Below are 13,650 nucleotides of genomic sequence, written 5' to 3' on the forward strand. Positions count from 1 at the left end.
TCCTTCGTTCCTGTCGCCTGTTGTACCGGCGGTACCGGCGCGGTTTTCCCTACTCCCCGGGGACCCGGAAATTGAACACTCCGCTGTCGAAGCGGTTGTAGCCTTCGTAGTCAACAAGATCGTATAGGCGTGCGCGGGTCAGCATGCTGCCAACCTGCGCCTCCTGCGTGCCCTCAGCCATAATCGATTCCAGCGTACGCTCGGCAGCACCCATGGCACTACGCAGTAGCGTCACCGGATAAATCACCATGTTCACGCCGGCGTCCTGAAGCTGTTGTGTGGTGAACAAAGCGCTCTTGCCGAACTCGGTCATGTTGGCCAGGATGGGCACCTCCACGGCGCTGCGGATGGCCTGGAATTCCTGCAGGTTGGCCATCGCCTCGGGGAAAATGGCGTCGGCACCGGCCTCCACGAGTGCCCGGGCCCGGTCCTGCGCAGCGGCCAGCCCCTCCACGGCCCGGACGTCGGTACGGGCCATGATCAGGAAGTTCGGGTCGCGGCGGGCGTCCGCGGCGGCGCGGATGCGTTTCGTGGCTGTCTCAAGGTCCACCACGTTCTTTCCGTCGAGGTGGCCGCAGCGCTTGGGGTTGAACTGGTCCTCGATGTGCAGTCCGGCCAGGCCGGCGTTTTCGATTTCCTGGACGGTGCGGGCCACGTTCATCGGTTCTCCGAAGCCGGTGTCGGCGTCCACGATGGCGGGCAGGTCGGTCATCCGGGCGATCTGCCCGGCCCTGGTGGCCACCTCGGTGAGGGTGGTCAGGCCGATGTCGGGCAGGCCAAGATCATTGGCCAGGACCGCGCCGGAGATGTAGACCCCGGCAAAGCCCTTCTCCTCGATCAGCCGGGCCGAGAGCGGGTTGAACGCGCCCGGGAACTGGGCGATGGTGCCCGACGCGAGCAGTTCGCGGAACCGGATGCGTTTCTGTTCGGGGGTGGTTTTGGAGTACAGCATCAGAAGAGTCCCTTGGGTGCGGCGCTGGGGTCGATGATTCCGGGGCCGGCGGTGATGTTCAGCTGGTCAAGTTCCCCGGGGCCGAGTTCGGGGAGGCGTTCGACGGCGGCGAGGAACCGTTCGATTTCGGCCTCCTCCACCAGGCCGGCGGCCAGGGTGCGGAACTTGGAGATGTACTGCCCGCGGCCGAAGGGGCGGGCGCCGAGCGGGTGGGCGTCTGCGACGGCGATCTCATCCTTGATCACGGAACCATGGGCCAGCGTGATTTCCACCGAGCCGCCGAAGGCTTTTTCGGCGATGTCCAGGGAGTGGTAACGGCGGGTCCATTCGGGGTCTTCCTCAGTGCTCACCTTCTGCCACAGTTCCACGGTGTCGGGCCGGCCGGCACGTTCGGGGGAGTAGGAATCCACGTGGTGCCAGGAGCCGTCCTGCAGGGCCACGGTAAAGATGTACGGGATGGAGTGGTCCAGGGTTTCCCGGGACGCGGTGGGGTTGTACTTCTGCGGATCGTTGGCGCCGGATCCAATCACATAGTGGGTGTGGTGGCTGGTCCTGATCAACACCGACTTCACGTTCGCGGGGTCGGTTGCCTCCGGGTGCTCGCGGTGCAGCTTCCGGGCCAGGTCAATCCAGGCCTGGGCCTGGTATTCGGCGGAGTGTTCCTTGGTGTAGGTGTCCAGGATGGCGCGCTTGGGTTCGCCTGATTCGGGCAGCGGCACCAGGTAGGAGGCCTCCGGGCCGTCCAGCAGCCAGGCGATCACGCCGTCTTCGCCTTCGTAGATCGGCACCGGGGAGGTCTGGCCCCGCATGGCACGGTCTGCCGCCTCCACGGCCATCTTGCCGGCGAATGCGGGGGCGTGGGCCTTCCACGTGGAGATCTCGCCCTTACGGGACTGCCGCGTTGCCGTGGTGGTGTGCAGTGCCTGGCCCACGGACTGGAAGATCGTTTCGACGTCGAGCCCCAGCAGGGTGCCGATGCCCGCCGCGGCGGACGGGCCAAGGTGCGCCACATGGTCGATCTTGTGCTTGTGCAGGCAAATCGCCTTCACCAGGTTCACCTGGATCTCATAGCCGGTGGCGATGGCGCGCACCAGATCACGGCCGCTTGAGCCCACGTGCTGGGCCACCGCGAGGATCGGCGGGATGTTGTCACCCGGGTGGGAGTAATCAGCGGCCAGGAAGGTGTCGTGGTAATCCAGCTCCCGGACTGCCACGCCGTTGGCCCACGCGGCCCACTCCGGCGAAACCCGTTCGCCGATGCCGAAAACCTTCGAACCCTTTCCTCCGGTGCTGGGGCCATGGGCCAGCGCCTGGGCCCGGGCCGCCACGATGGGTGCCCGGTTCAGCGACGCGACAGCCACCGAAGCGTTATCGATGATCCGGTTGATGACCATCTCTGTGACCTCGGCGGGCACACCAACGGGATCGGCGGCAACCTTGGCGATCTTGTGTGCCAGCTGGTCCTCCCGCGGCAGGTTCTCTTCGCTCTTATAGACGCGGACGTGGTGTTCCTTGACCATGGGGCTCCTTTTAGCGGGGTGTGTGGGTTGCTTTGATATGGGACAGGCTGCGGTGCAGATGCACGGTGGTGGCTGCCTGCGCCAGGCGCGGGTTGCCAATGGCGATGGCCTCGGCTATCGCCGCATGTTCGGCTGCTGCAGCTGTCAGCCGGGCGGCGTCGTCGGCTGCCAGGCGGCGGATGCGGACCAGGTGGACCCGGAGGCTGCGCATGGCCTGGGCAAGGTAGGAATTGGAGCTGGCGGCATCGATGGCGGAGTCCAGCCGTTCCACCAGCCGGTAGTAGTCCTCCAATGCCGGTGCACTGCCGTTAATGAGTGCGGGGGCCGCCCGGAAGTCTGCCTCAAGCATCCGGAATGTCCCGGCGTCGCCACGTTCCGCAGCGAGTGCCGCAGCCTTGCCTTCCAGGGTCTCGCGGAGCTCGAAGAGTTCCTCGATGTCCGCCAGCGAGATGCCGGTGACGACGACGCCGCGGCCGCCCGCCGCCGTCGTCAGCCCTTCTGCTGTCAGGCGGCCCAGCGCCTCCCGGAGCGGCGTGCGTGAAACCCCAAGCCGCTGCGCCTGTTCCACCTCGGCCAGCAAGGCGCCCGGCTTGAGCCGCCACTGAACGATGTCATCGCGGAGCGCGGTATAGGCCCGATCGCTGGCTCGCACTGGCTGTCCCTTCGTTGGTATAGCCAGTGTATACATGGATGGGTGAAAAAGTGGGAAAAGCTGGCAATATTTCGGGATTCGGAGGCTTGGTGTATACAAGGAGTGCTCCGTTGCCGGGGATTTCGACAGGCTCAATCACCGGCAGGCTCAATCACCCACGCCGATCACCGGGTGCCCCAGCGGTATTCGTTCTCGGGCCGGCCTGGCGTTCCGTAGCGGGCAGTCCTGGACACCGTCCCTGCGTCCGCGAGGTATTCCAGGTAGCGGCGGGCGGTGACCCGGGACATCCCCAGGGCGTCCATGACTTCCGTGGCGGACACGGCACCCTGCTGCTGCTTCATGAACGCCTGAACGGAACTCAGCGTGGACACCGAGAGGCCTTTGGGCAAGGGCAGCTCGGAGGGTGCCCGCAGGCTGGCGAACGCCTGGTCCACGTCTGTCTGGGAAGCTCCCGCCTTTCCCGACCCCCCTGTGGGGCCTGCCAGCTGCTGGCGGAACTGGCGGTAGCTTTCCAGTTTGTCCGCGAACGTTGCGAAGGTGAACGGCTTAATCAGGTACTGGACCACGCCGATGGCCACTGCGCTGCGCACGATGGCCAGTTCGCGGACGGCGGTGATGGCGATGATGTCGGCGAGGATCCCGGACGCCCTCATGCGGCGGGCGATATCGAGGCCGTGGAGGTCGGGAAGGTTCATGTCCAGCAGGACAAGCTCCACCGGGTTCCCCGCCGCTGCGAATTCGTTGAGCAGCCGCAGTGCGGACTGTCCGTCCGGGGCCGTGCCGGCGAGCTCGAAGCCAGTCAGGCGCCCCACGTAGGCTGCGTGCGCGGCAGCTGCGATGGCCTCATCCTCTACGACGAGGACCCGGATGTTGCTCACGTTTTGTGCTCCTTCTCTGCTGGCACCGCTGCGGGGAGGAACACTTCGAATTTGGCACCGCGCCTGCCATTGATGGTCAGGGTACCCCCCAGGCGCCGCACGGCCTGTCGTATTAGCGCCAAGCCGATGCCCCGTCCGCCGGGTCCCGCCGGCTTGGTGCTGAACCCATGCCGGAGCAGGTTCTCGGCGGCGGCGGAATCAATGGCGGGGCCGGAGTCGTGCACGGTGATGTCCAGGCCTTCTTCATCGGCTTCCACCGTCAGCTCAACCTGCCGCGGGGGCGGTCCGTCCGCAGCTGCATCCATCGCGTTGTCCAGCAGGTTGCCAAGGATGGTCACCAGGTCCTGCACGGCAATCCCCGCCACGCTTGCCGAACCGAGCGCCGCCACCTTCAGCTGGACTCCGCGCTCGTGGGCCTCAGCCACTTTTCCCATCACCAGGGCACCGAGCACAGGCTCGTCCAATGAACTGATCATGTCATCCGTCAGCTGCTGGCTGAGTTCCAGGTCCTTCGTAGCGAAGGCCAGGGCCTCCTGCGTGCGGCCCAGCTCCAGCAACGAAACCATGGTGTGCAGCCGGTTGGCGTGCTCGTGGGTCTGCGCGCGGAGGGCATCAGAGAGCGTACGCATGGTTTCCAGCTCGCTGCCGAGGGCCTCGATCTCCGTCCGGTCCCGCAGGGTTGCCACTGTTCCATACACGGGGGTCCTGCCGCGGCTGCCAGTCATCTCCGGCCCCTTGGCCGGGCCCTGGTTAACCACCAGGATGCGCGAACCGGTCAGGACAATCTCGTCCTTGGCGCTGCGCCCGGACTCGAACAGGGCCCGGAGCCCCGCGTCGATTGGGAGGCCGGACAGCGACGGTGGCCGGGTGGGGTCCTTGCTGCCGGGGCCTTCCAGGCCCAGCAGCTCGGCCGCCTGGTCGTTGTACATCACCACACGGCCCTTGGTGTCGATCAGGATCAGTCCTTCCCGCACCGAGTGCAGCACCGATTCGTAGTAGGCGAACAGCTGGGCCAGCTGCTCCGGCCCCCAGCCCCGGGTGATGCGGCGGAGGTACCGGCCCAGCAGCCATGAGGCGAGCGAACCACCCACCAGAAGGGCCAGGCCGATGGCCACGAGGGCGGGCAGTCGGCCGGACAAGGCAACGTCCACGCTTCGGACGGTGACGCCCGCGGCCACCAGCGCCTTCACGTTCCCGGCAGCATCCTTCACGGGCGCGATGGTGCGGACGGAGGGACCCAGTGTTCCCGCCGTAACCTCGGTGAACGTTTCACCCTGCAGCGCGGCATCGATGGAGCCGATGTAGGGCCTGCCCAGTTCTTCGTTCCGGGGATGCGTCCAGCGCGTCCGGTCCGGCGCCATGATCGTCACGAAGTCAGCCCCCGATCCCGCCATCACCTCAAGGGCATAGGGCTGCAGCAAAGCAGATGGATTGGTGGTGCCCGCAGCCTGGAGGACCAGGGGATTGGCGGCGATCGCGGCAGCAACGCCGGTCATCCTGCGCCCGGCTTCCTCGTAGGTGCGGTCCCGGGCGTCGATGAACGTGGCGGTGCCAACGATCGCAATAAACGACACCACGATCAGCAGGTTCGCCACAAACAGCCGGCGGGCGATACTCCAGCGGTGGATCATCTGTGCCTTCCCGGACCAATGACTGCGGCCTGACAATTAACTGCGCCACGACCAATATGAACGCAACGGTGAGCTGGGTCACCACCTGCCTAATGATGGATATCACAAAGGAGGACGTGTTGAGCCCAGAGACTGTGCGCAGCGTCTATTAGATTATCCAAAGGAGACACATCATGGCTTCTCAACGAGGAGAGTCGCTTGACAGCGTGAAGACGCCGCGCAAGGGCCTGGACAAGTCGCATTACCTCTACATTGCCGTCATCGTCGCCGTTATCCTGGGCGCCGTCGTCGGCCTGCTTTTCCCCGAGGTGGGCAAATCCCTCAAGCCGCTCGGCGACGGGTTCATCAAGCTCATCAAGATGATGATCGCACCGATCATTTTCTGCACCATTGTCCTGGGCATCGGTTCCATCGCGAAGGCCGCCACTGTGGGCAAGGTCGGAGGCCTGGCGCTGGGCTACTTCGTGGTCATGTCCACCTTCGCCCTGGCCATCGGCCTGGTGGTAGGCAACCTGATCCACCCGGGCGAGGGCCTGAAGCTGGCACCCTACGATCCCAACAAGAAGGCCGCCACCGACAGCACTGTGGACTTCCTGCTGGGAATCATCCCCAGTGACATCCCCGTCCTGCCGACGTTGTTCGCTGCTATCCTGGTTGGCTTCGCGCTGCAGAAGATGGGCCCGCAGGGTGCCCCCATCCTTCGGGCCATCGGCCACGGCCAGGTCCTTGTTTTCCGCATCCTGATCATGATCATGTGGCTGGCCCCCGTCGGTGCCTTCGGTGCCATCGCCGCCGTCGTGGGAGCCACCGGCTTCCAGGCAATCGTCAGCATGTTCACGCTGATGGCCGCCTTCTACATCACGTGTGCACTGTTCATCGTCATCATTCTCGGTGGCCTTCTGCAGGTGGTGTCGGGCGTCAACATCTTCAAGCTGATGAGGTACCTGGCCCGCGAATACCTTCTGATCTTCTCCACGTCCTCCTCCGAGGCAGCTCTGCCCCGCCTGATCGCCAAGATGGAACACCTCGGCGTCTCCAAGCCCGTTGTCGGCGTCACGGTCCCAACCGGCTACTCCTTCAACCTTGACGGCACGGCCATCTACCTGACCATGGCGTCCCTGTTCGTCGCCAACGCCATGGGCACGCCGCTGGACCTCGGCGCGCAGATCTCGCTGCTGGTCTTCATGATCATTGCCTCCAAGGGTGCAGCCGGCGTCACCGGCGCAGGCCTGGCCACCCTCGCTGCCGGCCTGCAGGCACACAAGCCCGAACTGCTGGGCGGCGTGGGCATGATCGTCGGAATCGACAGGTTTATGTCCGAAGCCCGCGCCCTGACCAACTTCACGGGCAACGCCGTGGCAACGGTCCTGATCGGCACCTGGGTCAAGGAAATCGACGGCGACCAGGTTGGCCGCGTCCTCTCGGGCGAGGAACCCTTCGACGAGGCAACCATGCTGGCCCACCACCACGGCGAGATGGCACCCAAGGAAGACGCCACCCGGGCGGTCTCCACCACGCCCTAGCCTCCGCCATCCGCTAACCATAAAAACTGCCCCCGCAACCTCTGCTGCGGGGGCAGTTTCGTGCCGGAGAGGGGAGAACCTTCGACCTCAGCTAGAGGGTAAAGGCTCAACATCCGCGGAAAGTCAAGTTGCCTCGAATACCGTGTCGGGCGCTGTAACCTTGGGAAGAAGCAGGAGCGTTGCTGGCCAACCAGCGGCAGGAAATCACCGTCATCGAAAGTGTGGATAGATACGTGAGCAGCGAACAGGGTTCAGCAACTCTGGAGGGCACGGAATTCGACCTGGAAGACGCGGTGATGGGGCCCACCGGGCGTCCATACCGCGAGTTCCCGGAACCCGCGCCGCTGTCCTCCCACGGTCCGGCCCGCGTCATCGCCATGGTTAACCAAAAGGGCGGCGTCGGAAAGACCACCTCCACCATCAACCTCGCGGCAGCGCTGGCCGAATACGGCCGCCGCGTGCTCCTGGTGGACTTTGATCCCCAGGGTGCCCTGTCCGCGGGCCTGGGCGTCAACCCCCACGAACTGGACCTCACTGTCTATAACGTGCTGATGGACCGCAAAGTGGACATCCGGGACGCCATCCACCAGACCGGCGTGGAAAACGTTGATCTGCTGCCGGCCAACATTGACCTTTCGGCAGCAGAAGTGCAGCTGGTCAACGAGGTGGCACGGGAACAGGTCCTGGACCGCGCGCTCAAGAAAGTCGAAGATGAATACGACGTCGTCCTCATCGACTGCCAGCCGTCCCTCGGACTCCTCACCGTCAACGCACTGACCGCCGCACACGGCGTTATCATTCCGCTGATCTGCGAGTTCTTTGCGCTCCGCGCCGTGGCCCTGCTGGTGGAAACCATCGACAAGGTCCAGGACCGGCTCAACCCCCGCCTGCAGGTGGACGGTGTGCTGGCCACCATGTACGACGCCCGCACGCTGCACAGCCGCGAAGTGATCGCCCGCCTGGTGGAGGCCTTCGGGGACAAGGTCTTCGAAACCGTCATCAAGCGCTCCATCAAGTTCGCCGACGCCACCGTGGCCGCGGAACCCATCACCAGCTACGCGGCCACCCATGTGGGGGCCGACGCCTACCGCAGGCTGGCCAAGGAACTGATTTCGCGCGGCGGCGCGCCCTAGCCACGCGTGGCCGAAACCAAGCCCGGCTTCGAGGTCCGGCTGGCCAACTTCACGGGTCCCTTCGACCTCCTCCTGGGGCTGATCGCCAAGCACGAGCTGGACATCACCGAGGTGGCCATCGCCACCGTAACCGATGAGTTCATCAAGTACATCCGGAAGCTGCAGAAGCTGGGCGAAGAATGGGCCCTCGATGAAGCCAGCGAGTTCCTGGTGATCGCCGCGACGCTCCTGGACCTCAAAGCTGCCCGGCTCCTGCCTGCCGGAGAAGTCGAAGACAGTGAAGAGATCGCGCTGCTGGAAGCAAGGGACCTGCTCTTCGCCCGGCTGCTCCAGTACAAGGCCTTCAAGCAGGTGGCCGGCCTCCTCGGTGAAACCCTGCACCAGGAGGCCTTGCGCTTTCCCCGGCAGGTGGCACTGGAGGAACACTTCGCCGCGATGCTTCCCGAACTCGTCTGGAAACACACGCCCGAACAGTTTGCCCGCCTGGCGCAAGCAGCCATGCGGCCAAAGGCCCCGCAGCCAACAGAAGTGGGCCTGGCCCACCTTCACGGCGGCAAAGTCAGTGTGAAGGAGCAGGCTGAAATCGTGGGCCTGCGGCTTCAGCTGGAATCGCCGCTGACGTTCCGGACCCTGATCGCCGACGCTGACTCAACCCTGGTGGTGGTTGCCAGGTTCCTTGCCCTCCTGGAACTGTTCCGTGACAAGGCAGTTTCCTTCGACCAACTGTCGCCGTTGGGGGACCTGGCCGTGCACTGGACAGCCGGGAGCGGGGACTGGTCCGTGGAGAACGTCAGTGAGGAATTTGAGGAGCCGCTGTGACTGAACATTCAACAGAAGGCGCAGGCCAGGGGGAGCCGGACGTCGGAAATCTTCCCGGCGGCGCCAAAGCCGCCCTTGAGGCCGTGCTGATGGTCATCGACCAGCCCGCCACGGAGGAGGAGCTGGCGGCGGGCCTGGAGCTGACCATCGATGCGGTCGTCGCCCTGCTGGCAGAACTTCAACGGGAGTATAACGGCTATACTGTTAACGCCCCGGATATGGATTCAGCCAGCCAAGCTGGTTTCGGCTCCAGCCCCCGGGGTTTTGAATTGCGGAAAGTCGCCGGTGGCTGGCGGATCTACTCCCGTGCCGAATTCGCCCATGTCGTGGGCAAATATGTGCTGGAGGGGCAGACGGCCAGGCTCACCCAGGCCGCCCTGGAAACGCTCGCGGTGATCGCTTATCGCCAGCCGGTCTCCAGGGCCAGGGTGTCCGCAATCAGGGGGGTCAATGTTGACTCCGTCGTACGGACACTCGCCCAGCGCGGGCTGATCGAGGACTCGGGAACCGATCCCGAGTCCGGTGCCATCCTCTACCGGACCACCACGTACTTCCTGGAACGGATGGGAATCAGTTCAGTGGCCGAGCTGCCGCAGCTGTCCCCGCACCTCCCGGGGCTGGACGGGATTGCGGAGTTCTACGACGCCGAAAGAACGTAGGCAGGGAACCAGCCCTGGCTGCGGCAAGAGTACTTTACAAAGGCAGATTATTTCTGCGCGGCTGGCTAGGGTTGTCTTTGGACACCTTGCCGGTCAATATATCGAAGGACGGGTCATGACACAGGCGGGACGCCAGGGTTCACCACGTAGCGGTTCGGGACGCAACAGCTCCGGACACAACAGCACGCCGGGACGCAACACATCCCAGGGCGGCAATTCCGGCGCCGGCTTCCGCGGCGGTTCGGCCAAGCGCGCCGGCGGGTTCGGCAGCGACCGGCCCCACCGCGCACCGAAGCCGCGCGAGGAGCGGTTTATCGATCCGGACCAGGCACCGGAAGCCCGGACCGGACGCGGAGCCGCGGAACAAAAGCCCGCCAAGCCCTCTTCCCGCAAGCCTGCCGCGCGCAAGCCGGGGGCCAAGAAAGCGCCCGGAACGCCCGGGGCACCCAAGCAGAAGCCACGTACCGGCGCACCGGGAGCAGCCGCTTCCCGTGCCTTCGGCAGCGAACGCTTCGGCCAGAACCTGGGGCCGGTCCGCAGGCCAACACGTAAGAAGGGCCCGCGGGGCGAGGTTCCCCAGTCCGAACTCCACGATGCCGACGGCGTGCGGCTGCAAAAGGTGATGGCCTCCGCAGGAGTGGCATCACGGCGCGTCTGCGAGGAGATGATTGCCGAAGGCCGGGTGGAAGTGGATGGCCAGGTGGTCACCGAGCTCGGCGTCCGCATCGACCCGAAGACCGCCGTCATCCACGTCGACGGCATCCGGATCCAGCTGGACGAAAACATGGTGTACATGGTGTTCAACAAGCCCAAGGGTGTTGTCTCCACCATGGAGGATCCCGAGGGCAGGCCCTGCATCAGTGACTTCCTCCGGAACCAGCACGGCGAACGGCTCTTCCACGTGGGCCGGCTTGACGTCGCCACCGAGGGGCTGCTCCTGCTGACGAACGACGGCGAGCTGGCCAACCGCCTGACCCACCCGTCCTACGAGGTTCCCAAGACGTACCTCGTGCAGGTCCGCGGGCCGTTCCCGCAGGGTATCGGTGCCCAGCTCAAGCAGGGCGTGGAACTCGAGGACGGCTTCGCGAACGTCGACTCCTTCCGGCTGGTCGACTCCACCCCCGGCCATGTGCTGATCGAGGTTGTGCTGCACTCCGGCAAGAACCGCATCGTCCGCCGCCTGTTCGACGCCGTCGGGTTCCCGGTCCTGCGGCTGGTCCGGGTAAAGGTGGGACCCATTGGCCTGGGCGACCAGCGCCAGGGAAGCATCCGCAACCTCGGCAAGCAGGAAGTCGGCCATCTGCTGGCATCCGTAGGGCTCTGACCATGTCCGCTTTCCAGAGCCACGGCCGCGGGCACCTGGACGGGCCGGTGGTGGTCATCGGCACGGGGCTGCTCGGGACCAGCATCGGCCTGGGACTGCGCGGGCGGGGCGTACCGGTGTACCTCTCCGATCCATCGCCCACCAACCAGGCTGTTGCGGTGGACATCGGGGCAGGGCAACCGCTGGCTGCGCTTGCAGGTGGTGTGCCGCAGCTGGTGGTTGTTGCCGCCCCGCCGGATGTCACAGCCGATGTGGTTGCGAAGGCGCTGGCTGACTACCCGCAATCCGTGGTGGTGGACATTGCCAGCGTCAAGGCGGGGATCCTCTCGGGCCTGCGCAGCCGCGGCGCTGACCTGTCACGCTACGTGGGCACCCATCCCATGGCCGGACGGGAAAAGTCGGGGCCGGTTGCTGCCCGGGGCGAGCTGTTCACCTCCATGCCATGGGTGCTCTGCCCGTCGGACGAGACTTCGGGTGCCGCCCTCCAGGTGGCCCGTTCGCTGGCCACCGACCTGGGGGCCGTGGTTTCCCAGTTCACGGCCGACGAGCACGACGAAGCAGTGGCCCTGGTCTCGCACCTGCCCCAGGTCATGTCATCGCTTTTGGCCAGCCGGCTGCAGGGCACGCCCCTGCATGCGCTGTCCCTGGCCGGCAACGGGCTCCGGGACGTTACCCGGATCGCCGCCAGCGATCCCACCCTGTGGGTGCAGATCCTGGGCGGCAACGCGGCGAAGGTAGTGGAGATCCTTTACGGCGTCCGCGAGGACCTCAACCGGCTGATCGGTACTTTGGAACAGCCCGCGGCCGCGGGTGCGCGCCTGGATCTGGCGCAACTGATCAGTGAAGGCAACGCAGGCCAGGCCCGGATCCCGGGAAAGCACGGCGGGCCTCCGCAGGCGTATTCGTGGCTCACCGTTCTGGTGGACGACAAGCCGGGCCAGATCGCGCAGCTGTTGACCGAGATCGGTGAAATCGGCGTAAACGTTGAGGACTTGCGGCTGGACCATTCATCCGGCCAGAACGTGGGCATGGTGGAATTGTCAGTGTTGCCCAATAAGCATGACCACCTGATCGAAGCATTAAACGACCGCGGATGGCGGGTACTCCAGTAATGACACAGGAACTTCTTGACACCCTGCCGGCGCTTCGCGTCGGCAGGCCGCTGGTGGTTGCCATCGACGGGCCGTCAGGCTCGGGCAAGTCCAGCGTCAGCAAGGAAGTGGCCCGCCGGCTTCGCCTGGCCTACCTCGATACCGGTGCGATGTACCGCGCCCTCACCTGGTACTGCGTTACCAGGGGGATTGACCTGGAGGACGCCGCCTCCGTGGAGCAGGCCTCCCGCGACCTTGTCCTGGACCTGAGCACCAGCCCCAACGAGGAGTACGTCCGGGTGGACGGGGTGGATGTTACAGACGCCATCCGCGAACCCGCCATCTCCTCGGCAGTCAGTGCCGTAGCTACCACCCTGGGCGCCAGGACGGAGCTCATCCGGCGGCAGCGGGCCCTGATTGAAAAGCACCACCGCCGCATGGTGGTGGAAGGCAGGGACATCACTACCGTCGTCGCGCCCGGCGCAGAGGTGCGGATGCTGCTGACGGCCAGCGAGGAAGCCCGGCTTCGCCGCCGCGGTATCCAGCTTGGCGGTACGCAGAACGCCGAACAATTGGCCGCGCAGGTCACCCGCCGCGACGCAAAGGATTCCACGGTGGTCAACTTCACGCAGGCCGCCTCCGGCGTGGTCACGCTGGACTCCTCGGAGCTCGACTTCGACCAGACAGTTGCCGCAGCCCTGGTGATTGTGACCAAGGTCCTGAACCGTGACTGAGCCGGTAAGGACTGAGAGCAGGCCGGACATTCCCGCCGGCTGGACCATGGCCTGGAGCCGGCCGGTGGGCTGGGTCCTGGACCACCTGGTCTACCGGACATCGGTCACCGGGCGGGACAACGTCCCCACCGGCGGTCCGGTGATTTTCGCCGCGAACCACATCAGTTTCCTGGACGGGCCGGTCATGTTCGGTGCCTCGCCGCGGCCCATGCACATCCTGGTGAAACAGGAGATGTTCTCGGGGTTCCTGGGCCGGGTCCTCACCGCCTCCGGGCAACTGCCGGTGGACCGTTCCGGAGACCGCGCAGCGCTGCAGCGCTGCAGGAAAGTGCTCGACGCCGGCCGTTGCGTGGGGATTCTTCCCGAGGGAACGCGGGGGACCGGGGCGGCAGAAGACATCAACGGCGGCGTTGCCTGGCTGGCCCTGCACTCCGGAGCCCCGGTAGTGCCTGTTTCGATCCTGGGCACCCGCAAGGGCAACGAGCACCTTGATTCGGTACCGCGGCCGGGCAGGCGGTTCCACGTCAGCTTCGGGAATGCGCTGACCCTGAGCCGAAGGGCCGGGGAAAGCGGCCGTGCTTCAATGGACAGGGCGGCGCTGGAGATCCGGGCCGCACTGTCAGGGCACGTGCAGGATTCCATTCAGCTCACCGGGCAGCCACTGCCGGCGGCCGACAATTCACAAAGACTTCACAGCAGTAGCCGGGACGCCGGCAGATGACCACTAAGGACAG

12 protein-coding genes and 1 pseudogene are annotated in these 13,650 nt (G+C 65.5%); 8 read left to right on the forward strand and 5 right to left on the reverse strand.

Annotated elements, in window-relative coordinates:
- Positions 1 to 49: 49 nt before the first annotated feature.
- The 5 genes from prpB to FBY31_RS00270 form a co-directional block, all read right to left on the reverse strand.
- The gene (gene prpB, locus FBY31_RS00250; protein WP_142035426.1) at positions 50 to 952 is read right to left on the reverse strand and encodes a methylisocitrate lyase; all 903 of its coding nucleotides are present in this window, start codon (positions 950 to 952) and stop codon (positions 50 to 52) included.
- Complete coding sequence (locus FBY31_RS00255; RefSeq protein ID WP_142035429.1) at positions 952 to 2,472, reverse strand: MmgE/PrpD family protein; 1,521 nt, start codon at positions 2,470 to 2,472, stop codon at positions 952 to 954. The genes prpB and FBY31_RS00255 overlap by 1 nt, the downstream gene beginning before the upstream one ends.
- Before the next feature lie 10 nt (positions 2,473 to 2,482).
- Positions 2,483 to 3,124: a GntR family transcriptional regulator gene (locus FBY31_RS00260; protein ID WP_142035433.1), complete on the reverse strand. Its 642-nt coding sequence runs from the start codon at positions 3,122 to 3,124 to the stop codon at positions 2,483 to 2,485.
- A gap of 164 nt (positions 3,125 to 3,288) precedes the next feature.
- The gene (locus FBY31_RS00265) at positions 3,289 to 4,002 is read right to left on the reverse strand and encodes a response regulator (RefSeq protein WP_142035436.1); all 714 of its coding nucleotides are present in this window, start codon (positions 4,000 to 4,002) and stop codon (positions 3,289 to 3,291) included.
- Positions 3,999 to 5,633 carry a sensor histidine kinase gene (locus FBY31_RS00270; protein ID WP_142035439.1) on the reverse strand — a complete coding sequence of 545 codons (1,635 nt, stop codon included), beginning with the start codon at positions 5,631 to 5,633 and terminating at the stop codon, positions 3,999 to 4,001. Before FBY31_RS00270 ends, FBY31_RS00265 begins: the two co-directional genes overlap by 4 nt.
- Before the next feature lie 173 nt (positions 5,634 to 5,806).
- On the opposite strand from FBY31_RS00270, the gene FBY31_RS00275 reads away from it, so the two are divergent.
- The 8 genes and pseudogenes from FBY31_RS00275 (at position 5,807) to FBY31_RS00310 (ending at position 13,644) form a co-directional block, all read left to right on the forward strand.
- Complete coding sequence (locus tag FBY31_RS00275) at positions 5,807 to 7,156, forward strand: cation:dicarboxylate symporter family transporter (protein WP_142035442.1); 1,350 nt, start codon at positions 5,807 to 5,809, stop codon at positions 7,154 to 7,156.
- A 233-nt stretch (positions 7,157 to 7,389) separates the two neighbouring features.
- Positions 7,390 to 8,289, forward strand: a complete 900-nt coding sequence (locus FBY31_RS00280) for a ParA family protein (protein ID WP_142035445.1) — start codon at positions 7,390 to 7,392, stop codon at positions 8,287 to 8,289.
- 6 nt (positions 8,290 to 8,295) lie between these two features.
- Positions 8,296 to 9,108: a segregation and condensation protein A gene (locus FBY31_RS00285; protein ID WP_142035448.1), complete on the forward strand. Its 813-nt coding sequence runs from the start codon at positions 8,296 to 8,298 to the stop codon at positions 9,106 to 9,108.
- Positions 9,105 to 9,767 carry an SMC-Scp complex subunit ScpB gene (gene scpB / locus FBY31_RS00290; protein WP_142035451.1) on the forward strand — a complete coding sequence of 221 codons (663 nt, stop codon included), beginning with the start codon at positions 9,105 to 9,107 and terminating at the stop codon, positions 9,765 to 9,767. Before FBY31_RS00285 ends, scpB begins: the two co-directional genes overlap by 4 nt.
- 115 nt (positions 9,768 to 9,882) lie before the next feature.
- A complete protein-coding gene (locus tag FBY31_RS00295) occupies positions 9,883 to 11,091 on the forward strand; it encodes a pseudouridine synthase (protein ID WP_142035454.1) in 1,209 nt (402 codons plus the stop codon).
- Between the two features lie 2 nt (positions 11,092 to 11,093).
- Positions 11,094 to 12,203, forward strand: coding sequence for a prephenate dehydrogenase (locus FBY31_RS00300; protein ID WP_142035457.1), 1,110 nt, complete (start codon positions 11,094 to 11,096; stop codon positions 12,201 to 12,203).
- The gene (gene cmk, locus FBY31_RS00305) at positions 12,203 to 12,916 is read left to right on the forward strand and encodes a (d)CMP kinase (protein WP_142035460.1); all 714 of its coding nucleotides are present in this window, start codon (positions 12,203 to 12,205) and stop codon (positions 12,914 to 12,916) included. Before FBY31_RS00300 ends, cmk begins: the two co-directional genes overlap by 1 nt.
- 46 nt (positions 12,917 to 12,962) lie before the next feature.
- Positions 12,963 to 13,644 (forward strand): annotated as a pseudogene (locus FBY31_RS00310) (lysophospholipid acyltransferase family protein).
- Positions 13,645 to 13,650 lie beyond the last annotated feature (6 nt).

Source organism: Arthrobacter sp. SLBN-100, from assembly GCF_006715305.1.
In the GTDB taxonomy this organism is placed as follows: domain Bacteria; phylum Actinomycetota; class Actinomycetes; order Actinomycetales; family Micrococcaceae; genus Arthrobacter.

What these genes read in the sequence shown, in the direction of transcription:
- prpB (WP_142035426.1), bottom strand. Translation starts at nt 952, where the DNA reads ATGCTGTACTCCAAAACCACCCCCGAACAGAAACGCATCCGGTTCCGC.
- FBY31_RS00255 (WP_142035429.1), bottom strand. Translation starts at nt 2,472, where the DNA reads ATGGTCAAGGAACACCACGTCCGCGTCTATAAGAGCGAAGAGAACCTG.
- FBY31_RS00270 (WP_142035439.1), bottom strand. Translation starts at nt 5,633, where the DNA reads ATGATCCACCGCTGGAGTATCGCCCGCCGGCTGTTTGTGGCGAACCTG.
- FBY31_RS00275 (WP_142035442.1), top strand. Translation starts at nt 5,807, where the DNA reads ATGGCTTCTCAACGAGGAGAGTCGCTTGACAGCGTGAAGACGCCGCGC.
- FBY31_RS00295 (WP_142035454.1), top strand. Translation starts at nt 9,883, where the DNA reads ATGACACAGGCGGGACGCCAGGGTTCACCACGTAGCGGTTCGGGACGC.
- FBY31_RS00300 (WP_142035457.1), top strand. Translation starts at nt 11,094, where the DNA reads ATGTCCGCTTTCCAGAGCCACGGCCGCGGGCACCTGGACGGGCCGGTG.
- cmk (WP_142035460.1), top strand. Translation starts at nt 12,203, where the DNA reads ATGACACAGGAACTTCTTGACACCCTGCCGGCGCTTCGCGTCGGCAGG.